The sequence below is a fragment of the Pseudoalteromonas sp. LC2018020214 genome (assembly GCF_016598755.1).
Lineage (GTDB): Bacteria > Pseudomonadota > Gammaproteobacteria > Enterobacterales > Alteromonadaceae > Pseudoalteromonas > Pseudoalteromonas distincta.
In genome coordinates this window covers 2706528-2729070 of the sequence record NZ_CP066804.1, presented here as the reverse complement: position 1 = coordinate 2729070, position 22543 = coordinate 2706528, and the positions used below count along the sequence as shown (strand labels likewise).

Below are 22543 nucleotides of genomic sequence, written 5' to 3'. Positions count from 1 at the left end.
AGTTTAGTTTTGGTTAAAATACCAGCCTCGTAGCACTTGTGTTACGAGGCTTTTTTTATTCTTTAATTTTATCAATCTATTAAGTAGAGCTGTTATGAATCGAGTAAGTACTTCACAGGGCATAATGGCCTTTTTACTAATTACACTGACTTTATTATTGTCTGGGTGTGGTGAAAAGCCAGAGTTAAAAGAAACCTTTTTAGAAGGTAAGACTATGGGTACCACTTATCATATTAAATATTATGATGAGCAAGCCCAGCTATCGGCTTCACAACTACAGCTGCAAATAGACACTGTTTTAAAAGATGTGAACCAATCTATGTCTACTTACATAGAAGACTCTGAAATAAATACATTTAACAGATTACCTGCAAATCAAGTTATGCCAATTAGCGAAGATTTTAGGGCTGTTATAAGCGAGTCTATTCGCTTGGGTGAATCGACTAAAACACTCGACGTAACGATGGGACCTTTAATTGATTTATGGGGCTTTGGGCCTGATAAAAAACCAACTAATCGCCCAAGTGATGACGAGCTTGCAAGTATGGTTGAAAAAATAGGCATTGATAAACTTATCTTAAATGAGCAAGGACTGGCTAAAACAGTTAATGGACTGGAGCTTTCTTTTTCGGCAACAGCTAAGGGCTATGGTATTGATAAAGTTGCCCAGTTATTAGAAAGCCACGACATTACTAATTACATGGTTGAGATTGGTGGTGAGCTGCGTATAGCGGGTGAAAAGCCAAATAATCAGGATTGGAAAATCGCGATTGAGCAACCAGATGCACAACCTGGAGAGCGTAAGGTACACCGTGTTTTATCGCCAGGTACAAGTGGTATAGCGACATCGGGTGATTATCGTATTTTTTATAAAATGGATGGCGAGATCTATACCCACTTAATTGATCCAGCAACAGGTATGCCTATTAAGCACGACTTAGTGTCGGTAACTGTGCTTCATCCAAGCGCTATGACGGCAGATGGTTTAGCGACGGCACTTACTGTAATGGGGATGCAAAAAGCGCAAGCTTATGCTGAGCAACATGATTTACCGGTTTATTTGATAGGTAAATCAAAAGAGGGTTTAATTACCTACTCAAGCCCAGCATTTAAGTCTTATTTATAGTATGGTGCTGACTTGTTTATTTCCGTGTTATTTGGGTATATAATAGCAGTCGCTCAAAAATATTTGAGTTTAATTTATTGCTGATCAATAGGGGCTAAGCAATGTCACTTTTTCTTCTTACTTTTGGCTTACTAATTTTGATAGTTTCGGCTATGGCCGTTGGTATGATCGTGCAAAAAAAATCTATGGCAAGCAGCTGTGGTGGTTTAGGTTCGGTTGGTATTGATAAAGCCTGTGATTGCGATGATCCATGTGATAAACGCAAAAACCGTTTAGCAAAAGAGCAAGCCTGGAAAGAAAACCAAATTATTTAAGCCTGTCTTAAATATTAAAAAGCGCTTTATAGCGCTTTTTTTGTGCCTGTAAAACGCCTTCGCATCATAGCTTCCAAAGCAATCCAATCTAAATGTATTAGACAAAGGTATATAGTTTAGTTTTTTTCACCTATTAGGTTTATTTTTCTCGTTTGTCAAATTGGAGCTAACACTCTAAAGTTTAACCATAGACAAAGAGCAAGGCTCTCGTCATAAGCTTGAGGCATAAGTTAGTCTCGCTTAAAAGAATCTTTATATTGTGTGTGAAGATGTTGTCAGTGTGAAAGGCAACTCAAGTTCGGTGGTGACTTAGCTTGAGTTGTTTTTATTTCCTACAATTGCCACGTAGTGTAAACCAAAAATCTTTATATTGTGTGTGAAGATGTTGTCAGTGTGAAAGGCAACTCAAGTTCGGTGGTGACTTAGCTTGAGTTGTTTTTATTCCCTACAATTGCCATGCAGTGTGAACCAAGAATCTTTATATTGTGTGTGAAGATGTTGTCAGTGTGAAAGGCAGCTCAAGTTCGGTGGTGACTTAGCTTGAGTTGTTTTTATTCCCTACAATTGCCACGTAGTGTAAACCAAGAATCTTTATATTGTGTGTGAAGATGTTGTCAGTGTGAAAGGCAACTCAAGTTCGGTGGTGACTTAGTTTGAGTTGTTTTTATTCCCTACAATTGCCACGTAGTGTAAACCAAAAATCTTTATATTGTGTGTGAAGATGTTGTCAGTGTGAAAGGCAACTCAAGTTCGGTGGTGACTTAGCTTGAGTTGTTTTTATTCCCTACAATTGCCATGCAGTGTAAACCAAGAATCTTTATATTGTGTGTGAAGATGTTGTCAGTGTGAAAGGCGGCTCAAGTTCGGTGGTGACTGAATTTGGGCTGTTTTTATTTGTGCCACACAATTACTACTCCCTCCTAAAAACCTATAATCCTATTAAATATTTCTCTTTAAATTGTTTTTTATTTTAGCTAACCAAGTGTTTTTTATCGTGTTATTTTTTATTAACAAAATAGCTTCGAAAGCTTAACTCAAATTAATTGATTTTTAGTTGAACAGAAAATTCTCTTTGTTATACTCACGTTCGAACTTTCAGTAAGTTTTGAAAGTTTGGTTGATACGGATCAATTTTCGCTAGGTAAATATGTGCTAGCTGGATTTGATTGTATTTAGCACCTGGTTTTAGGGTTTACAACAGCAATGTTTTTTAAATTTTTCCATTGCAAACTGTATTACTCTAATTTTGTTATAGTCATTTTAGTAGGTTAATGTCTTTGAACACACTTTCTTTGCATCATACAGCTACGGAACTTGCCTCTGGCGAGCCGCAGACGTGTGAACGCTTGAATAAAGCAGGCAAGGGCGTGTGTGTAGCTATAACTTTATTAGTGTTTAATACTGTAATGTTGCTAAGCGGTGCACTAGAGGATGCCTTCAAGCTTGAAGCGCTATTAAGTGATGGGTTTATTGTAGAGCCACTATTACTTAACCTTGCGCAATTTTTAGCTCATCCGATCATATCAAGTCAGTTACTTATTGGCCTTTGTTGGTTATTGTTCCATATTTGTCCAGCGCGTCGTGCTGGCATAATCCTCCGTAAAGCAGCCTTTGCTTTTAGCGAGGCTAAAGTTCTTCAGCCTGTGATCTCTTCACATGGTTGTCGTGCTCCACCTAGCTTTACAGGTTGCCTGTAACGCTGCATCTTGTTGCTGGTTTTAATTATTTGTTCTTGCTGTAAATAATTAAGGTTAGCTAAAACAAAGTAGCTCCGTGTTTTTTTAAACACATTTCAGCCAACCACCACTCACCCAAGTTAACTTTTATTACGTTATATAAATGCGTTTAGAAAGCTGGGTTTGTTGCTAGGTCATTAATGGCATGAGCTTTAGGTTTTTTTGAATAGCCCCCTTATTTTTATAATTTAATTCTAGTTAACTTGGGTTTTTATTGAAAAATCGTTGCTTTGGTTTTTATTTTAAGCAGCAAATTGAAACTCTAGGTTTGTAGGATACTCCCTTGTTAATTCGTAACCTTTGTAATATTGCTTTAGCTAGTACAGTACTGGCGTTGTCAGGCTGTAAAGGCGGGATACTCGATCCAAAAGGGCAGATAGGCATTGATGAGAAAAATTTAATCATCATCGCAACCGTGCTTATGTTGCTTGTAGTCGTTCCCGTTATTGTGATGACTTTGTATTTCGCTTGGAAATATAGAGACACTCAAAACCAAGAAATTTATGCTCCAAAATGGGCTCATTCAAATAAAATTGAAGCCGTTGTTTGGGCTGTTCCTATTGTTATTGTAATCATTTTAGGTGTTATTACCTGGCAGTCTACCCAAGACTTAGACCCCTATAAACCCATTGAAGGTAAAGGTGAACATCTTACTGTTGAAGTGGTTTCACTAAACTGGAAGTGGTTATTTATATATCCTGAGCAAGGTATTGCTACGGTTAATGAATTAGTGTTCCCAGCAAATGTACCTGTTGAATATAAAATCACCTCAGAGAGCACAATGAATTCATTTTTTATTCCGCAATTGGGTAGTCAAATATACTCAATGGCTGGGATGGAAACCAAGCTTCACTTAATTGCAAATGAGCCAGGTACGTTTAAAGGCTTTTCAGCAAATTACAGCGGCGCAGGTTTCACTGGCATGAAATTTAATGCCATTGCTACACCTACTCAAGCAGACTTTGATAAGTGGGTGAGTGATGTGAAAGCGAATTCAAGCGCTAATAACCTGACTCATGCAAATTATGTTGAGCTTGCAAAAGCAAGTGAAAATAACCCAGTAGCATATTACGGGAAAGTTGATGACGGCTTATTTCATACCATTGTTATGAAGTATATGCAGGCGCATGGCGATATGAACAAAAAACACCATGCAATGGGCGAACATGGGCAAATGAGTAAAAAGCATCATGAAATGAGTGAGCACTCAATGCCTTCATCTCACAGCCAAGGCGAGGAATAATAATGTCGTTATTAGGTAATCTTTCACTCGACGCAATTCCGTTTCATGAGCCAATTCTTGTGTTCACGATGTCGGTTATTGCGATAGCTGGGCTTATTATTGCCGGGCTTATTACAAAGTATAAAAAATGGGGCGTGCTTTGGCGCGACTGGATCACGTCTGTTGATCACAAACGCTTAGGCGTAATGTATATTCTTTTAGCACTAATAATGCTGTTTCGTGGTTTTTCTGATGCAATAATGATGCGTGCGCAGTTAGCACTTGCTACCAGTGGTGCGCCAGGTTATTTACCACCAGAACACTACGACCAAATATTTACTGCCCACGGCGTAATCATGATCATATTTATGGCAATGCCATTTATGATTGGTCTAATGAACATTGTTTTACCACTTCAAATTGGTGCTCGCGATGTTGCTTTTCCATTTTTAAATAATTTAAGTTTTTGGTTTACAGCCAGTGGTGCAATTTTAATTAACTTATCACTTGTGTTTGGTGAGTTTGCAAAAACAGGTTGGGTGGCATATCCGCCGCTTTCGGAGCTGACCTTTAGCCCTGGGGTGGGGGTCGATTATTATATTTGGGCCTTGCAAATATCCGGGCTCGGTACACTTCTAACAGCCGTAAACTTTTTAGCAACCGTGTTTAAAATGCGTGCACCAGGTATGACCCTAATGAAAATGCCAATTTTCACATGGGCATGTACATGGGCAAACATCTTAATTGCAGCATCATTCCCAATTTTAACTGCTGTACTTGCAATGCTAACGCTTGACCGTTATCTCGACTTCCACTTCTTTACCAATGAATTGGGCGGTAACGCCATGATGTACATCAACCTGTTTTGGGCATGGGGTCATCCTGAGGTATACATATTAGTATTACCAGCGTTTGGTATTTTTTCTGAAATTATTTCGACCTTTGCCGGTAAACGTTTGTTTGGTTACAAATCGATGGTTTACGCCAGCGGTGCAATCTCAATTTTAGGCTTTATTGTTTGGTTACATCACTTCTTTACTATGGGCTCAAGTGCTAACGTTAACGCGTTCTTTGGGGTAATGACCATGGTTATTGCCGTACCAACTGGGGTTAAGTTGTTTAACTGGTTATTTACTATTTACCGAGGTCGTTTACGTATAAGTGTACCGGTACTTTGGACTCTTGGCTTTATGGTTACCTTTACCGTAGGCGGTATGACCGGTGTATTACTTGCCATTCCTGGCGCCGATTATGTACTGCATAACAGCTTATTCTTAATTGCACATTTCCATAACACAATTATTGGTGGTGCTGTGTTTGGTTACCTGGCCGGTTTTGTATTTTGGTTCCCTAAAGCAATGGGCTTTAAACTTAATGAAAAATGGGGCAAAGCATCATTTTGGTGTTGGATTATTGGTTTCTTCGTAGCATTTATGCCGCTGTACGTACTTGGTTTCTTAGGTATGACACGTCGTTTAAACCACACTAACAACCCAGATTGGAACATGTGGTTATACATTGCCGCAGGCGGTGCTGTGATTATTATGTTTGGTATTATCAGCCAAGTTATTCAACTATATGTGAGCTTTAGAGACCGTGAAGCGCTTGACGATACAACAGGCGATCCGTGGAACGGCCACACACTTGAGTGGGCTACAAGTTCACCTCCGCAAATTTATAACTTTGCAACAATTCCACATATCGATGATATTGATGCATGGACCGATATGAAAGAAAAAGGCCAAGCATATCAAGATAAAGCAAACTATAGCCCTATTCATATGCCTAAAAACACATCAGCTGGCGTGTTCATGGCAGCAAGCTTAACAGTATTTTGTTTTGCAATGATTTGGCATATTTGGTGGTTAGCTGTTGTTGGACTAGTAGGCGGAATTGCCATATTTATCAAACGTTGTTACACCAGCGATGTAGATTACTATATACAACCTGATGAAATTGCACGCATTGAAGCTGCATATAATTCAAGTGGCGTTAAGGAGTTAAAAGCGTGAGTACACTTTCTGCAAATTTAGACTCTGTATCACACGATGATCATGCCCACGCGCATGATCACCACGATACTTCGGGTGATACCGTATTTGGTTTTTGGTTATACCTAATGACCGATTGCCTACTGTTTGCCTCGTTTTTTGCCACTTACGCTGTGTTATTTATGAACACAGCCGGTGGCGTATCGGGTAAAGATATTTTTGAACTCGACTTTGTAGCAGTAGAAACTGCAGCACTACTGATTAGTAGTATTACTTTTGGTTTTGCCATGATTGCCGCTCAAGGGCAAAAAAAGGCACTAACACTGACTTGGTTATTTGTTACGTTTTGTTTAGGTGCTGTGTTTATTGGTATGGAAGTATACGAATTTCATCACCTAATTGTGCATGGCAATGGTCCACAACAAAGTGCCTTTTTAACATCGTTTTTCTCATTAGTTGGCTTACATGGTTTACATGTAACAGCGGGTCTAATTTGGATGACCATAATGATGATTGAAGTTGCTAAACGCGGCTTAGGTAAAGCAACCGTAACGCGTTTAAGCTGCTTAAGCCTATTTTGGCACTTCTTAGACATTGTCTGGATTTGTGTATTTACCGTTGTTTATTTAATGGGAGCAATGTAATGAGCCACAGCGAAACGCATGCGTTAAAGCAAACGCAAAGTGATCATCATGATGAATCTCATGGCAGTGTTAAAACTTACTTAATTGGCTTTGTGCTATCGGTAATTTTAACTGCTATACCGTTTTACATGGTAATGGAAGGTGACTTCTCAAAAGCAACAACGCTTTGGAGCATTGTTACTTTAGCAATCGTACAAATTTGGGTGCATTTAAAATACTTTTTACACCTTAATTTTACCACCGAAGATGGCCGTGCAAGTACTTTCTCATTCCTATTCAGTGCTCTGATCATCGTAATGGTTGTTGGGTTATCTGTTTGGATCATTTATGAATCTAACGCAATGATGATGTACTAGGAGTTGAAGATGTTTCGTCGTTATTTATCAGTGACAAAGCCGGGTATTATTATGGGCAATTTGATCAGCGTAGCGGGCGGGTTTTTACTTGCCTCGCGCGGTGATATAGACCCATGGTTAATGATTGCCACATTAATTGGTTTGTCGCTAGTGGTTGCATCAGGTTGTGCTATTAACAATGTTATAGATAGAGACATAGATGTGGCCATGGCGCGTACTCGTACGCGAGTAACAGTAACAGGCGAAATGTCGGCCTTTGCTGCACTTAGTCACGGTATTTTATTGGGTGTTGTGGGTTTTGGTTTACTTATCGCCTATACCACTCAAGCCGCGGTATTTTTTGCAGCCTTTGGCTACGTAATTTATGTAGGGGTTTATAGCCTCTACATGAAACGCAACTCAGTATATGGCACTTTTGTAGGCAGCCTTTCTGGCGCTGTACCGCCAGTAGTAGGTTACTGCGCCGTAACAGGGCAGTTCGATATGGGCGCATTAATACTGCTAGTCATGTTTAGCTTGTGGCAAATGCCGCACTCTTACGCTATTGCTATTTTTCGCTTTAAAGATTACCAAGCTGCAGGTATTCCTGTATTACCAGTAGCGCAAGGTATCGACAAAGCAAAACGCCATATCGTACTTTACATTGCTGTATACGCATTAGTGGTGATGTTACTGCCAATTACTGGCTACACAGGTGCTGCTTTTATGGCTGTTGCTTGTATTACCAGCTTTTGGTGGTTGCTAATGGCGCTGCGCGGTTATCGTCGTAATATTGATATGAGTAGCTGGGCACGTAAAGTGTTCGCATTTTCAATTATTAATATTACAGCGTTAAGTATTGCTATGGCTGTTGATTATCATAGCGTTGCTCCACAGCTATTAACGCTTACCTAATTTAAAAGTTTTTAACTATTCCAAAGTTAATCCAAAGGCTCGAAAGGGCCTTTTTTTATGCCTAAAATAGTTTTGCAATAGAGCGCTTATTGGCAAGTTCTAGGCTTTGTTTTATTCGTGCTCTTACCTCTGGTGATTTATTTTGGCTTAACTTAAAGTTTCCACTCCAATGAGTGGGAGTAAATTCTATAAAGCTTAATTGTTGATACATTGCTTGGCGATTGCTTTTGGGCACGTCAGTAATCTTCCACATTGGCGTAAAGCCTTGCTCAAAATGGCTCGTTAGTTGCCGCATTATTTTGTCTTTCTCATTATCGCTTTCAATAATATTCACATTTGCAGTTACTTGTACTGATGAATAAAGCCAGCTCGGCAGTGTTTTATTATTACTATACGAGGGAGATAGATAACAGTTATCGCCACTAAATAGTAATTTTACTGACTGTTTATCACATTGCGCTAGCGGGTTATGTTTTGCTACGTGTGCAATAAATACATTACGTGAGGGCTCATATAATACAGGCACTTGGCATATATTATTTAAGTCACTTTGCGAGCAGGGCATTAAAATACTCGCTAGAGGGAATTGCTCAACCAATGCTTGCAAACGTTCAATATTATGTTCTTGAAAATGTGTGGGTGGGTACATTAAAGCTTCTCCTCTAACTGCAACTTAATGCTCTGCCAATGTTCGTCAATAATGCTAAATTTTGCAGTGCTTCTGTAACTTCCATCACTTAGCAATCTATCTTTATGGGCTATACCTTCAAATCGGGCGCCTAGTCGAGTAATTGCATTTCGAGATTTTTGATTTTTTTCGTGGGTATTAAATGTTATTCGCACTAAATTCAACGCGTCAAAAGCGTAGCTAAGCAGTAAATATTTAGTGTGAGTATTAATATAAGTTTGCTGCCAGTGATGGCTTATAAATGTATGACCAATTTCAGAACTTAAGTTATGCGTATCTAATCTGAATAGTCGTGTAGTGCCTACAACCTCTTTGCTGGCTATGTCTACTATGGCAAATACAATTTGTTCTTTCTTATTAAATTGTGCACTGGTGGTAAACCATTCCTTTAACCGTTCGGGTGTTTTTGTATAGTTGCTTAATACCCATTCCCATATTTTTGGATGTTGCCCAGCTTTATATAAGCTTTTTAAATGCTCATATTTTAATGGCTCTAATATGACCTTATTTGTTTTATGTATCTGTTGAGTAAACATGTTGCCTCTAAGCTTTGCTATTTACGAGCAACAAATGTACGCTAATTTGGCTTGGTAAAAACAACCAGAATTGGCTTTTTAGCTATACCAGTTATAAAGGAATGACATGCAACCACTTAATATTGAATTTAATGACTCAAACAAAGCTAAGTACTTACAAGTTGCAGATGCTTTACGTGGTTCTATTGTAAAGGGAGATATTGCACCTGGTACAAAACTCAGTTCTGCTCGAGTTATGGCACAAACGTATCAGTTAAACCGTCATACAATAATGAACGCATTGCAGTTATTAGTAGCCGAAGGATGGCTAGAATCCCATGAACGCTCTGGGTATAGCGTCACTCAAACACTACCAATTCAAAGCAGTGCTAACTGTGAGCACACGCCAGTTTTAACACCAAAACCTTATAAATTTGCTACAGAGTTAGCCGTGCCTATTCCGGCAATGAATTTAAAAGACTACGTATATAATTTTGCAGGTGGACTTCCTGATTTAAATAGCTTTCCCTATAAAGAATTTAAACGCTCTATGAGCCATGTATTTAATCATTTAGATACCAGTAAACTTCATTATGGTGATATAGGTGGAGTGAGTGAGCTAAAAGCTCAGATAAGTGATTACTTACATAAAACTAGAAATTTAAAAGCATCAGACTTACTTGTATGTAATGGCTCACAAGAAGCTTTATTTTTAATTTCTAAGGCCTTTATAAGTAAAGATGACTTCGTAGCCGTTGAGACTTTAGGTTACCCACCAGCACGCAAAGCCTTTGCTGCTTGTGGTGCGCAATTAATAGATATAAAACAAGATGAATATGGTTTATGTGTTGATGATTTAAAAGCGCAACTTAGACGATATCCAATAAAAATGCTGTACTTAACTCCGCTGCATCAATACCCAACTACCGTTACGCTTTCGCCCACACGGCGCATGCAAATTTATCAACTATGTTATGAGTATGGCGTAATGATTATAGAGGATGATTACGATCACGAGTTTCATTATCGCTGTCAGCCATTGCAACCTATGGCTGGGGACGATCCCGCTGGGATTATTATTTACTTATCTACATTTTCTAAAATCATGTTCTCAGGCGCTAGAATTGGCTACATTTGTGCAGCTCCTGAAGTATTAGCACAGTTAACCGCATGGAAGCAGTTAATGAATCATAAAAATGATGTGGTTATGCAGCTAGCCGTAGCGCACTTTATGCAAGAAGGTGGATTTGAGCGCCACTTAAAACGCATGACTAAACACTATAAACAACGTTATGAAGCAATGGACAACACGTTAGCGTTGCTGCAATCACAGGGTTTACCAATAGAGTATAAAAAGCCAGATGGCGGTATGGCAATGTGGGTTAACTTAAATAAAAATACGAGTAATATAAAACAAGCAATGCAAAGTAAAAGCGTGTATTTACAAGCAGAATCTGAGTTTTACTTTGCTGATTCAGTGAGAAGTTTAATGCCTAAACAATATAGTTATGTTCGCTTAGGCTTTGCAGGGCAATCAGTTGAGGCTATGAAACAAGGGATCAAACTCATAACTGAATATAAGTAACTATTATTTAAAATCATCAACATTGTAATAAAGTGGTTTAAGCGTGCCGCAATTAATAAACTTATAGGTAAGCTCATTTTCAGCTGGGACACGTTTTGAGGTACGAAGCTTTTGCATACACGCATTAACTAAATCGACAAAAATAAGATGGTTATAGCTCGGCGCTTGTTGAATTTTATGAATATAAATACGCTCAGTACCGCCTAGATTAATCATGTCGTAATCTTGCCATTGCGAAGATTCACTTAAATCTTTTAGCTCTCTGGCATACAGTTGCTTAGTCAGTTCAAGCTCTTTTTTTGAGTAAATTAAACTACCACCTTGTTGATAATCACCCTCGTAAATATCGGCAATAATCGTAATTTCTTCACCACGCATTAAATGTTGAATATTAAACGCTTGTGGCTTAACCGTGATTAGCTCAGCATTTCTAACAAAGTTTAAGAGTGCGACATCGGGGTTTCCTATTTTATAAACAACTTGCACATCATCTGGAGAATTATAACTAGGTAAGTTAATCGCAATTATAGATGAGCCTTGATTAACCAAAGCCATAGGATGCTCAGCATTGTAAGCGGGGTCTACCGGTGGTAGTTCTGCTTTTTCTTCTTCTGCTACAGCAAAGCCACTTAAAGTAACTAGTAATAATGTAAGTAGTAAGCGCATTATAATCTCAATTAATTTATGAGCTTAAATTGTAGTATAAAGTTTATGTTACTTATATTTTTAAACTAAATTTAGATCTATATTATTCAGGTATTGAGTGCAACAATGTTCGTGCATTTAAATGAAGGTTTGGATCTTCTGGATTTGACGTATTAGTCAGCCAAATTACATTGCCTTCTTTATTTACAAACAATGTAGTAGGTGTGCCTCGTATACCTAATTGCTGTGCTATTGCATCGGCTTTTACTGCTGTTTTAAAAGTATAACCTCTTTCGCTAAGTGCTTTAGCGGGAGTAGCATCGTTATCTTCTTTAAAGCTCACGGCAATAACTTTTAAGCCCATATCATCAATTTTTTGAAGTGCTGGCTGTAGCTTTTTACAGTACGGGCACCACGTTGCCCAAAAGTGTAAAACGTAAGGTTGACCTAATAAATCTTGAGTGTTGAGCGGCGACCCATCAGCCATTTGTAAATTTAATGTAGGCAATTTGGGATATATTGCTTCTGAGCTTGTATCTTGTGCGTAAGCTGTAAAGCTTAATAAAATTAGCGTGATGGTAATAAATAGCTGTTTCATAATATGCTCTTTTTTATTTTACATATTAAACAAGAACGATAATTTAACATTTTTATTTCAAACTAAAAGCCAGCAGCTTGTTCAACAACAATAGCGTGGCGTTTAGCGAGGCGTAGGTGATCTCTATCGTAACCTCCACCTATCACAGTAGCTACAGGTGTATTGTGTTCAAGGCAGCGTTTTAATACTAAATGGTCACGTTTAGCTATGCCATCCCAGCTAATATCTAACTTACCCAAGCCATCACCTTGCCAAATATCAACGCCAGCATCGTAAAGTACTAAACTTGGGTTTAGCTCTTTAAGTAAATAACTTAGTGTTTCGTCAACTATGGCAAGGTATTCGTCGTCCTTCATATTATTTGCCAGGCCAATGTCTAAATCGCTAGCGGACTTTCTAAAGGGGAAGTTTTTTTCGCAATGGATAGAGCAGGTATACGCATAGGGTTGATGCTGTAACATTGCGGCTGTACCATCACCTTGGTGCACGTCTAAATCAAAAATAAGTACGTTAGTTACCTCACCCGATCTAATTAAAGTTTGCGTGGTAAAGGCCAAATCGTTGACCATACAAAAACCTGAACCAAAGTCATTATGTGCGTGATGTGTACCACCAGCAAGATGACACGCTATACCGTGTTTAAGTGCTAAACGGGCTGTCTGTAGCGTTCCTTGAGGGGCTGTAAATGTACGTGCCATAAGCTCTTTTGACCAAGGTAGGCCAATGCGACGCATTGCTTTTTCATCTAAGCGGTTGTGCCATAAATCTTGGATATAATTATCGCAATGCACAAGCTCAAGCGGCTCTGGCGTGCCTAATATTGGCTCAACTAGGTTACTGCCGATTAAACCAAGCTCTGCAACATGTTGATATAAATGTGCAAATTTACTCATTACAAAGCGATGCTTAGGATCAAAGCTAAACGAGTAGTTAGGATGGTATACCAAAGGCAAATGAGGATTTAAGCGCATATTTACAAGCTTTATAAAGTTTGCGCTATGGTAATCAACTTAAGAGAATGAGTCTATTGTGAGTCATTAATAAGTGACGCTAATTCGCGATGCAGTAGCTCATCATCGGCTAAGTTTAGCTCTATTAAACGCTTTAAATAAGTAATACTGTCTATATCAATGTGATGGCATTTTAAACCAATATGATCGGCTTCAATATGGCAAATTACTACTTCCATTTTTATTTCTATATCGCTTTGAGGCAATGTAAAGCGCAGTATTGCTTGCGTATTGTGGCTGCCAATAAATGCATCACAATTAGTAACCAACGCGCCATGTAACGATAGATCGAGTAATTTACACGGATACTGTTGGCTATCAAAACATAACAGGGCGTTAGTTGAAAATAGCACACGAGAAAACTGTCGACGATTTTGCATAACCTAATTTAGCCTTACTGTTTTTATAATAAATTAAGCATAGCGGGTAATTCTCTACATGCTAGCAAGATGTGCTCCTGTAATGCTGGTGGCATAAAAAAGCCCTGCAAAGTGCAGGGCTTAAGTTATACAAACATAAAATTAACCAATATTTTTAGCCAATTTTTTTGTATTTAATACGTTTAGGTTGAGTTGCCTCAGCGCCTAGGGTCTTTTTAAGCCACTCTTCATATTCAGTGTAGTTACCATCAAAGAAGTTAATTTGACCTTCATCGCGGTAATCTAAAATATGTGTAGCAATACGGTCAAGGAACCAACGGTCATGCGAGATACACATTACACAACCTGGGAACTCTAAAATAGCGTTCTCCAGTGCACGTAGTGTTTCAACGTCCAAGTCATTGGTTGGCTCATCGAGTAGTAACACATTGCCGCCAGCTTTTAATAACTTAGCAAGGTGTAAGCGGTTACGCTCCCCACCTGATAGGTCTTTAACAAACTTTTGCTGATCGTTACCTTTAAAGTTAAAGCGACTTACATATGCTCGGCTTGGGAACTCAAAGTTACCAATTTTCAGTACGTCTTGTCCGTCTGATATTTCTTGGAAAACAGTTTTGCTTTCGTCCATACCGTCGCGGAATTGATCAACAGTAGCTAGGTGTACTGTTTCGCCAACGCTGATGTTACCGCTGTCTTGCGTTTGCTCACCGCTTATCATTTTAAACAGCGTTGATTTACCCGCGCCATTCGCGCCAATAATGCCCACAATGGCACCTTTTGGCATGCTAAAGCTTAAGTCATCAATTAAAACTCGATCGCCAAAACTCTTACGAAGATTAGTTACTTCAAGTACTTGGTCACCTAAACGCGGACCAGGTGGGATAAACATCTCGTTAGTTTCGTTACGTTTTTGGTAATCAGACTGCTGCATTTCAGTAAACTGAGCCATACGTGCTTTTGACTTAGCTTGACGACCTTTAGGGTTTGAACGAACCCATTCAAGTTCTTGCGCAATTGATTTTTGACGTGCTTTTTCAGATTTTTGTTCTTGCTGTAAGCGCGCATCTTTTTGTTCAAGCCAAGAAGAGTAGTTACCTTCCCATGGAATACCTTCACCACGGTCAAGCTCTAATATCCAGCCAGCTACATTATCAAGGAAGTAACGGTCATGCGTTACTGCCACAACAGTGCCTTCGTAATCGTGTAAGAAGCGCTCTAACCATGCAACCGACTCAGCATCTAAGTGGTTAGTAGGCTCATCAAGAATAAGCATGTCTGGTTTTTCAAGTAATAATCGACATATAGCAACACGACGACGCTCACCACCTGAAAGGTGCTCAATTTTAGCATCCCACTCTGGCAGGCGAAGTGCATCAGCTGCGCGTTCTAAAACGTTGTCGATGTTATGACCATCGTGCGCTTGAATAACAGCTTCAAGCTCGCCTTGCTCTTTTGCAAGTGCGTCAAAGTCAGCGTCTTCCATGGCGTATTCGTTATACACTTCGTCAAGACGTTTAAGTGCATGTTTAACTTCGCCAACAGCTTCTTCAACAGTTTCACGTACTGTTTTACTTTCGTCTAAAATAGGTTCTTGCGGTAAATAACCAATTTTAGTACCAGGCTGAGGATGTGCATCACCTTCAAAATCTTGGTCAACACCGGCCATAATACGCAGTAACGTAGATTTACCAGAACCGTTTAAACCAAGCACACCAATTTTAGCGCCAGGAAAAAAGTGCAACGAAATATCTTTTAAGATAGTGCGCTTAGGTGGCACAACCTTAGATACTCGACTCATCGAGAATATAAATTTATCAGGTAAAACCATGGAGGAAAGCCTTCAAATAATAATAAAAATTTCAATGTTGTATTGTAGTGGCTGACAGGTGAAACAGTCAACGAATGGCGGGTTTTAAAGCACCAAAGCATGCTTGTAAGTAAAGTATAAAATCATGAATAAATTTCATTTGGACATCTATACATCTAGAGGTTGATATTTTTTACTTTCAGTTCATAATTAAGCCTCGGTTTTTATGAGCAGGAGTAAAGTATGCCAATTACAGTAAAAGACGAGTTGCCGGCAATTGCACGTTTACGTCAAGAAAACGTATTTGTAATGCCAAAAAGTCGTGCAAAAACGCAAGAAATACGCCCAATGCGTTTGGCTATTTTAAACTTGATGCCTAATAAAGTAGAAACCGAAGTTCAGTTTATTCGTTTGCTTGCCAATTCGCCTTTGCAAGTAAACGTAGAACTACTGCGCCTCGACACTCACCGCAGTAGCAGCAATTCAGAAGAGCACCTTGATACCTTTTACCGTTATTTTTCTGAGGTTAAAGACAACAATTACGATGCATTAATAGTAACTGGTGCGCCACTTGCCCATTTAGAATACGACGATGTAGCGTATTGGGATGAGCTAAAGGTCATTATTGATTGGGCTGAGCAACACGTTACCTCTACGTTATTTTCGTGTTGGGCAGCGCATGCAGCGTTATATCACCGTTACAATTTAAAACGCGATTTAAAAGACGATAAACTGTGTGGCGTATTTACTCACCAGTGTTATTTTGATCACGGTGCACTGACTCGCGGATTCGACGATACCTTTTTAGTACCGCACTCACGCTACGGCCATATTGATATAAATAAAATAAACGCCTGTGAAGAGCTCGTTGTACTGGCAGGTTCTGAGCGAGTAGGGGCTTACTTACTTAAAAATAAATCAGGTAGCCAAGTGTTTATAACCGGCCACCCAGAGTACGACGCCGACTCGCTAAAAGCAGAATACGAGCGCGATTGTAAAAAAAGCCCTAATGCACCAAAGCCCGAAAATTACTTTCCGGATGACGATGCAACCAAACAACCTTCAAAAACGTGGCAAAGCCATGCTTTTTTACTTTTTTCGAACTGGTTAAATTACTACGTGTACCAAACCACACCGTATGATATTAATTTAGTTAGCCAAGACGTGAGGACTAACAACTATGCCGAATAACGCGCCTAGAAATAATAAACAAGCCGAAATAAGTGCCGCATTAAAAGAACGCATTTTAATTTTAGATGGCGCTATGGGCACCATGATCCAAGATCATAAGCTAGAAGAAGAAGACTATCGCGGAGAGCGTTTTAAAGACTGGCATGTATTAATTAAAGGCAATAACGATTTATTAAGCCTAACCAAGCCCGACTTAATCACTGATATTCATCGTGGTTTTTTATCAGCGGGCGCCGATATTATTGAAACCAACACGTTTAACTCGACCACTATTTCGATGGAAGATTACGACATGGCAAACCTAAGCCGTGAAATAAACCTAGAGTCGGCTAAATTAGCACGCGCAATTTGCGATGAATTTACGGCTAAAACGCCAGAAAAACCGCGCTATGTAGCCGGTGTTTTAGGGCCGACCTCTAAAACGTGTTCAATTTCGCCAGACGTAAACGATCCGGGTTACCGAAACGTTACCTTTGATAAGCTAGTTACTGCGTATGTAGAGTCTACCCTTGCATTAATGGAAGGCGGCGCCGATTTAATACTAATCGAAACTATATTCGACACGCTTAATGCAAAAGCCGCCTCGTTTGGCGTAGAAGAAGCCTTTGAGCAAGCAGGGCGTAAATTACCAGTTATGATTTCGGGGACTATTACCGATGCCTCTGGACGTACGCTTTCGGGGCAAACAACCGAAGCATTTTATAACTCTATTCGCCATATTAAGCCTATTTCGATTGGTTTAAACTGCGCGCTTGGCCCTGATTTACTGCGCCAATATGTAGAAGAGCTTTCGCGCGTGTGCGAAACCTTTACATCGGTACACCCTAATGCGGGCTTGCCTAATGAGTTTGGTGAATACGACTTAGAAGCGCCTGAAATGGCAGCCGAAATTATCGATTGGGGTAAATCGGGCTTTATTAATATAGTAGGTGGATGTTGTGGCACCACGCCTGCGCATATTCGTGCTTTTGCAAAAGGTCTAGCGGGCGTTAAACCACGCCAATTGCCAGAGCTTGAAGTACGCATGCGTTTATCAGGCCTTGAAGCCTGTAACTTAAATTAAGGAGCCAACATGACCCAACAAATAGCAGTATTTACTAATGTCGGCGAACGTACCAATGTAACCGGTTCTGCCATGTTTAAACGTTTAATCATGGAAGAAGACTTTGAAGCCGCGCTAACAGTGGCCCGCGAACAAGTAGAAAATGGCGCACAGGTTATTGATATAAACATGGACGAAGCCATGTTGGACTCAAAAGCCGCGATGGTTAAGTTTTTAAACTTAATAGCCTCAGAGCCTGATATTTCACGCGTACCCATTATGGTCGACTCCTCTAAATGGGAAGTAATAGAAGCAGGCCTAAAGTGTATTCAAGGTAAGGCCATTGTTAACTCTATATCGCTAAAAGAGGGCGAAGAGCCGTTTATTCGCCAAGCTAAAATAATAAAACGTTTTGGTGCAGCTGCCGTTGTAATGGCGTTTGATACTGACGGGCAAGCTGATACAGCAGACCGCAAATATGAAATATGTGCCCGCAGCTACAAAATATTAGTAGAAGACATTGGTTTTCCACCAGAAGATATTATATTCGACCCTAATATATTTGCCGTAGCCACCGGTATAGAAGAGCACGACAACTACGCTGTAGAATTTATTGAAGGCACACGCCGCATTAAACAAAACTTACCGCACTGTAAAGTGTCGGGCGGGGTGTCAAATGTATCGTTTTCATTTAGGGGTAATAACCCAGTACGTGAAGCTATTCACTCGGTATTTTTATACCACGCCATAAAAGCGGGTATGGATATGGGCATTGTAAATGCAGGGCAACTCGCCGTTTACGACGACATTCCAGAAGAGCTTCGTAAAGCCGTTGAAGACGTAATACTTAACACAGACCCAGGTGCAGGCGAGCGTTTAGTAGAGCTTGCACCAAAATACTCTGGTATGGCACAAGCCGAGCGAGTAGAAGATTTAGAATGGCGCACATGGCCTGTAGAAAAACGCCTTGAGCACGCGCTTGTAAAAGGCATTACTACCTTTATAGATGAAGATACCGAAGAGTGCCGCGCTGCTGCCGATAAACCTATTCACGTAATTGAAGGGCCGTTAATGGATGGCATGAACGTGGTAGGTGATTTATTTGGCGCAGGTAAAATGTTTTTACCACAAGTGGTTAAATCGGCGCGCGTAATGAAACGAGCCGTAGCCTACCTAGACCCATTTATTGAAGCCGAAAAAGAAGAAGGTTCAACCAATGGTAAAATAGTGATGGCGACCGTAAAAGGCGACGTACACGACATAGGTAAAAATATTGTAGGCGTGGTACTACAATGTAATAACTACGAAGTTATTGATTTAGGCGTAATGGTACCTGCTGATAAAATACTGCAAACCGCCATCGACGAAAAGGCCGATATTATTGGTTTATCGGGCTTAATTACCCCATCGCTTGACGAAATGGTGCACGTAGCAAAAGAAATGAAACGCCGTGGTTTTGAACTGCCGCTACTTATTGGTGGTGCAACAACCTCTAAAGCGCACACCGCAGTAAAAATTGAGCCGCAATATGATAAAGGCGTTGTGTATGTAAATAACGCAAGCCGTGCAGTTGGTGTGGTTTCAAACTTATTATCAAAAGACATTAAACCTTACTTTTTAGCTAAAACTAAAGCTGAATATGTAAAAGTACGCGAGCAACAAGCGCGTAAAAAACCACGCTCTAAGCCTGTTACAATCCAGCGCGCACGCGATAACGCAGCAAAGCTTGATTGGGATAACTACACACCACCAGTGCCTAAAAAGCTGGGCGTCACCGAGTTTAAAAATGTATCAATCGCGACTTTGCGTAAATACATAGATTGGACGCCATATTTTATGACGTGGTCAATTGCCGGTAAATACCCGCGCATAATGGACGATGAAGTAGTAGGCGAGCAAGCGCAAAGCTTATTTAAAGACGCTAACGATATGTTAGACGACCTTGAAAAAGCAGGCAGTTTGCAACCACTTGGCGTAATTGGTTTATTTCCTGCTAACCGCGTTGGGGACGACATAGAAATATACACCGACGAAACACGCAAAGAAGTATTAACTACTTCGTGCCATTTACGCCAGCAAACCGAAAAAACCGACTTTGCTAATTATTGCCTAGCCGACTACATAGCACCAAAAGGCACGCCTGATTACTTTGGCGCGTTTGCAGTAACGGGCGGCCTAGAAGAAGACGACTTAGCAAATGCGTTTGACGCACAGCAAGACGATTACAACAAAATAATGGTTAAAGCGGTTGCCGACAGGCTCGCCGAAGCCTTTGCCGAATACCTGCACGAACAAGTACGTAAAGAGTATTGGGGTTTTGCACCCGATGAAAATCTCGGTAACGATGAGCTAATTCGCGAAAACTACCAAGGTATTCGCCCTGCGCCAGGATACCCTGCGTGCCCAGAGCACACTGAGAAAAAGAAAATTTGGCAGTTGCTCGACACCGAAAAACGCATTGGTATGCAGCTAACTAGCTCGTACGCCATGTGGCCAGGTGCTGCTGTTTCGGGTTGGTACTTCTCACACCCTGAGGCTAAATACTACGCCGTAGCCGCAGTACAACGCGATCAAGTAGAAGACTACGCTAAACGAACCAATATGACGGTGGAAGAAGCTGAAAGATGGCTATCGCCTAATTTGGGGTATGATCCGGAGTAAAGCGAAACGGTTAGTTTCTAGCTATCAGTTAAAACAAAAAACGAGCCAAATTAGGCTCGTTTTTTGTGTTTTATATTTCAATTTATACATAAAGTGAGACAAGGTTAATGAATTAGTTTATTCTTATTTCAATATTGCTACTTTTTGAGATTAAAATGGTAAATAAACCACCGCAAGAATTAATAAAAAACCCTTTTCAACTCATAGCAGAAAAAGAGCCTAATAAATTAGAAGATTACTTAGAGCTATTTTCACCCGTAGATACAAAAGGTCGTTATTTACATTTTGATGACTTTAAGTATCGTCTACCAAAAAACTTAGATCAAAAAATATCATGGTCTATCGTCAAGCTTGCCAGAGATAGGCAATTGAGACACATCATATCAGTAGGTTTTCCATCAAAAAATTGTAAGTTTTACTTAACACCTACAATCCAAAAAGCACTTTCAGAAACAGACAGAAACACAACTAGCGCTTCCTTAGAGTGGATGTGCAGTAAGATTGGTGAAGAAAAGCATTTAGAATATTTACTAAATGATTTAGTTGAGGATGAGGCTATAAGTAGCAGCCAGCTTGAGGGAGCTGCAACAACAACTAAAGTAGCAAAGGACTTGCTGAAAAGAAAAAGAAAGCCAAGATCTCCAGACGAAAAAATGATTGTTGGAAACTTTAAGATGATGAAGTTTGCTTGGGATAATAGACACAGAGACTTGTCGATTGATTTAATACTTTCTATCCACCAAGAAGGCGTCGAAAATATTGATAATGATAATTACACTCCCGGTGTATTTAGAGTTACAAATGACGTTGAAGTTGTTGATTCTGAAGGAGTGACAGTTCATATCCCTCCACCAGCAGAAGGTTTAACAAAACGTATTAAAGAATTATCAAAGTGGGTAAATGAATGTCATCATGATGTTGATAATAAAGAGTATTTTCATCCATTAATAAAAGCTATCACATTACATTTTGTTATTGGTTATGAGCATCCATTCAGAGATGGTAATGGGAGGGTTGCCAGAGCTTTATTCTATTGGTATATGTTTAAAAATGACTTTGCAGCATTTAGATATATAGCTATCAGCGTACTTTTAAAGTCAGCTCCAATCAAATATGGTAAAAGCTACCTTTATAGTGAAACAGATAATATGGATCTAACATACTTTATAGACTATCAGTGCAGTGTCGTTATACGTGCAATAAGTCAGTTTAAAGAATCCTATAAAAATACTCTTAAGGATGCAGAAACTTTTAATAAATGGCTTTGGGAATCTGGTTTATATAGAAAGTTAAACGATAAGCAACAAACTGTTTTCCAAGTCGCAAGAAGTGGAGTCGCACACCAATTTACTGCAATGAATGTAAAAGAAAATTTAGGATGCGCTTATAATACTGCATCAAATGTTTTAAATGGTTTAGTTGAGCTAAATTTATTTAAAAAAGAAAAACAGGGTAGGGAGTGGGTTTACAGTATGTTGAGCCAGAAAAAAATAATTGAGTCATGGAAAAGTTAATACAATATAAGTTAATACTTTTATTTTTCGTGGATGTAGCTCTGGTTTTTTAGGGGGCTTCAAAAAAGGACTATAAATGAAGTTTTTTATTCACATCATGTCGTGGTTATGCCTACTTTTTACATCTAGCACATTTGCTCTTGAGCAAAAATATCACGAGTTCGTTTTACCTGTTATTGCAGCCTTTGCAGATCACGATAAACCTGTAATTGCTGCACTTATTCGTTACCCGCTTAAAGGATAAGCCTGATATGGTTTTATTTAACGGCGATGTAACGGTTAGTGGCACTGGCGGTAATCACCATTATACGTTTAAAAATGGGCGTTATAGTTACATACTACATGTAACCATTATTGGCTGTGATACATCACCACCAGGTTGGCTTGAAGTTTATAAAGACGATGAGCGATTACTATTTGAAGATGTTATAAGTACTCATTAATGTATGTTTTAGTATGCTTGATAATGTAGATCTGTTTTTAACAGTAAAACGTTCTAATAATTAGTATTTTTATAAAACAGATCTAAGTGGTAGGCTAAAAGTAGTAAGTATAAAATAGTAAGTAATTAAAAATAGTTCTCGCGCAACAAGGAACCCTCCTGTAAAGCGCTTTGCCAAGGAG

20 protein-coding genes and 1 pseudogene are annotated in these 22543 nt (G+C 39.5%); 14 read left to right on the top strand and 7 right to left on the bottom strand.

Translation table 11 applies throughout. The features are described 5' to 3' along the window. Positions 1-94: 94 nt before the first annotated feature. The 8 genes from JG479_RS12105 to cyoE all read left to right on the top strand — a co-directional run bounded on the left by JG479_RS12105 (position 95) and on the right by cyoE (position 8283). Positions 95-1126 carry an FAD:protein FMN transferase gene (locus tag JG479_RS12105; protein ID WP_138489514.1) on the top strand — a complete coding sequence of 344 codons (1032 nt, stop codon included), beginning with the start codon at positions 95-97 and terminating at the stop codon, positions 1124-1126. 101 nt (positions 1127-1227) lie between these two features. Beyond that, positions 1228-1440 carry a (Na+)-NQR maturation NqrM gene (gene nqrM, locus JG479_RS12100; RefSeq protein ID WP_007376137.1) on the top strand — a complete coding sequence of 71 codons (213 nt, stop codon included), beginning with the start codon at positions 1228-1230 and terminating at the stop codon, positions 1438-1440. Positions 1441-2717: 1277 nt separating this feature from the next. Next, on the top strand, positions 2718-3137 hold the full coding sequence (locus JG479_RS12095; protein ID WP_002958097.1) for a hypothetical protein: 420 nt from the start codon (positions 2718-2720) through the stop codon (positions 3135-3137). 322 nt (positions 3138-3459) lie between these two features. After that, complete coding sequence (gene cyoA, locus JG479_RS12090; RefSeq protein ID WP_039486806.1) at positions 3460-4419, top strand: ubiquinol oxidase subunit II; 960 nt, start codon at positions 3460-3462, stop codon at positions 4417-4419. Between the two features lie 2 nt (positions 4420-4421). After that, positions 4422-6410 carry a cytochrome o ubiquinol oxidase subunit I gene (gene cyoB / locus JG479_RS12085; protein ID WP_200219405.1) on the top strand — a complete coding sequence of 663 codons (1989 nt, stop codon included), beginning with the start codon at positions 4422-4424 and terminating at the stop codon, positions 6408-6410. After that, a complete protein-coding gene (gene cyoC / locus JG479_RS12080) occupies positions 6407-7033 on the top strand; it encodes a cytochrome o ubiquinol oxidase subunit III (protein ID WP_002958100.1) in 627 nt (208 codons plus the stop codon). Before cyoB ends, cyoC begins: the two co-directional genes overlap by 4 nt. Further along, positions 7033-7389, top strand: coding sequence for a cytochrome o ubiquinol oxidase subunit IV (gene cyoD, locus JG479_RS12075; RefSeq protein ID WP_002958101.1), 357 nt, complete (start codon positions 7033-7035; stop codon positions 7387-7389). The genes cyoC and cyoD overlap by 1 nt, the downstream gene beginning before the upstream one ends. Before the next feature lie 9 nt (positions 7390-7398). Further along, complete coding sequence (cyoE, locus tag JG479_RS12070; protein WP_002958102.1) at positions 7399-8283, top strand: heme o synthase; 885 nt, start codon at positions 7399-7401, stop codon at positions 8281-8283. Positions 8284-8344: 61 nt separating this feature from the next. On the opposite strand, the gene JG479_RS12065 is transcribed toward cyoE, so the two are convergent. After that, positions 8345-8932: an FMN-binding negative transcriptional regulator gene (locus JG479_RS12065; RefSeq protein WP_039486809.1), complete on the bottom strand. Its 588-nt coding sequence runs from the start codon at positions 8930-8932 to the stop codon at positions 8345-8347. Then, positions 8932-9507: a GNAT family N-acetyltransferase gene (locus JG479_RS12060; RefSeq protein ID WP_200219404.1), complete on the bottom strand. Its 576-nt coding sequence runs from the start codon at positions 9505-9507 to the stop codon at positions 8932-8934. Before JG479_RS12060 ends, JG479_RS12065 begins: the two co-directional genes overlap by 1 nt. Positions 9508-9613: 106 nt before the next feature. Between JG479_RS12060 and pdxR the strand changes: the two genes are divergently transcribed. After that, positions 9614-11071, top strand: coding sequence for a MocR-like pyridoxine biosynthesis transcription factor PdxR (pdxR, locus tag JG479_RS12055; RefSeq protein WP_200219403.1), 1458 nt, complete (start codon positions 9614-9616; stop codon positions 11069-11071). 3 nt (positions 11072-11074) lie between these two features. On the opposite strand, the gene JG479_RS12050 is transcribed toward pdxR, so the two are convergent. The 5 genes from JG479_RS12050 to ettA all read right to left on the bottom strand — a co-directional run bounded on the left by JG479_RS12050 (position 11075) and on the right by ettA (position 15532). After that, a complete protein-coding gene (locus JG479_RS12050) occupies positions 11075-11737 on the bottom strand; it encodes a hypothetical protein (RefSeq protein ID WP_200219402.1) in 663 nt (220 codons plus the stop codon). Between the two features lie 82 nt (positions 11738-11819). After that, on the bottom strand, positions 11820-12314 hold the full coding sequence (locus tag JG479_RS12045; RefSeq protein WP_039486816.1) for a TlpA family protein disulfide reductase: 495 nt from the start codon (positions 12312-12314) through the stop codon (positions 11820-11822). Positions 12315-12376: 62 nt separating this feature from the next. Next, a complete protein-coding gene (locus JG479_RS12040; RefSeq protein ID WP_200219401.1) occupies positions 12377-13285 on the bottom strand; it encodes a histone deacetylase family protein in 909 nt (302 codons plus the stop codon). Between the two features lie 53 nt (positions 13286-13338). Continuing rightward, positions 13339-13704, bottom strand: coding sequence for a PilZ domain-containing protein (locus JG479_RS12035; RefSeq protein WP_002958114.1), 366 nt, complete (start codon positions 13702-13704; stop codon positions 13339-13341). Positions 13705-13858: 154 nt separating this feature from the next. After that, positions 13859-15532, bottom strand: a complete 1674-nt coding sequence (gene ettA, locus JG479_RS12030) for an energy-dependent translational throttle protein EttA (RefSeq protein WP_002958115.1) — start codon at positions 15530-15532, stop codon at positions 13859-13861. 222 nt (positions 15533-15754) lie between these two features. On the opposite strand from ettA, the gene metA reads away from it, so the two are divergent. From metA to JG479_RS12005, 5 genes and pseudogenes are all read left to right on the top strand, one after another. Next, the gene (gene metA / locus JG479_RS12025; protein ID WP_002958117.1) at positions 15755-16702 is read left to right on the top strand and encodes a homoserine O-acetyltransferase MetA; all 948 of its coding nucleotides are present in this window, start codon (positions 15755-15757) and stop codon (positions 16700-16702) included. Then, the gene (locus JG479_RS12020) at positions 16692-17765 is read left to right on the top strand and encodes a homocysteine S-methyltransferase family protein (protein WP_200219400.1); all 1074 of its coding nucleotides are present in this window, start codon (positions 16692-16694) and stop codon (positions 17763-17765) included. The genes metA and JG479_RS12020 overlap by 11 nt, the downstream gene beginning before the upstream one ends. A 9-nt stretch (positions 17766-17774) precedes the next feature. Continuing rightward, entirely contained in the window at positions 17775-20405 is a 2631-nt protein-coding gene (metH, locus tag JG479_RS12015) for a methionine synthase (RefSeq protein WP_200219399.1), read from the top strand. A 155-nt stretch (positions 20406-20560) separates the two neighbouring features. Next, positions 20561-21919, top strand: a complete 1359-nt coding sequence (locus JG479_RS12010; RefSeq protein WP_024593527.1) for a Fic family protein — start codon at positions 20561-20563, stop codon at positions 21917-21919. A 76-nt stretch (positions 21920-21995) separates the two neighbouring features. Beyond that, positions 21996-22362: pseudogene (locus tag JG479_RS12005) on the top strand (hypothetical protein). Positions 22363-22543: the final 181 nt, after the last annotated feature.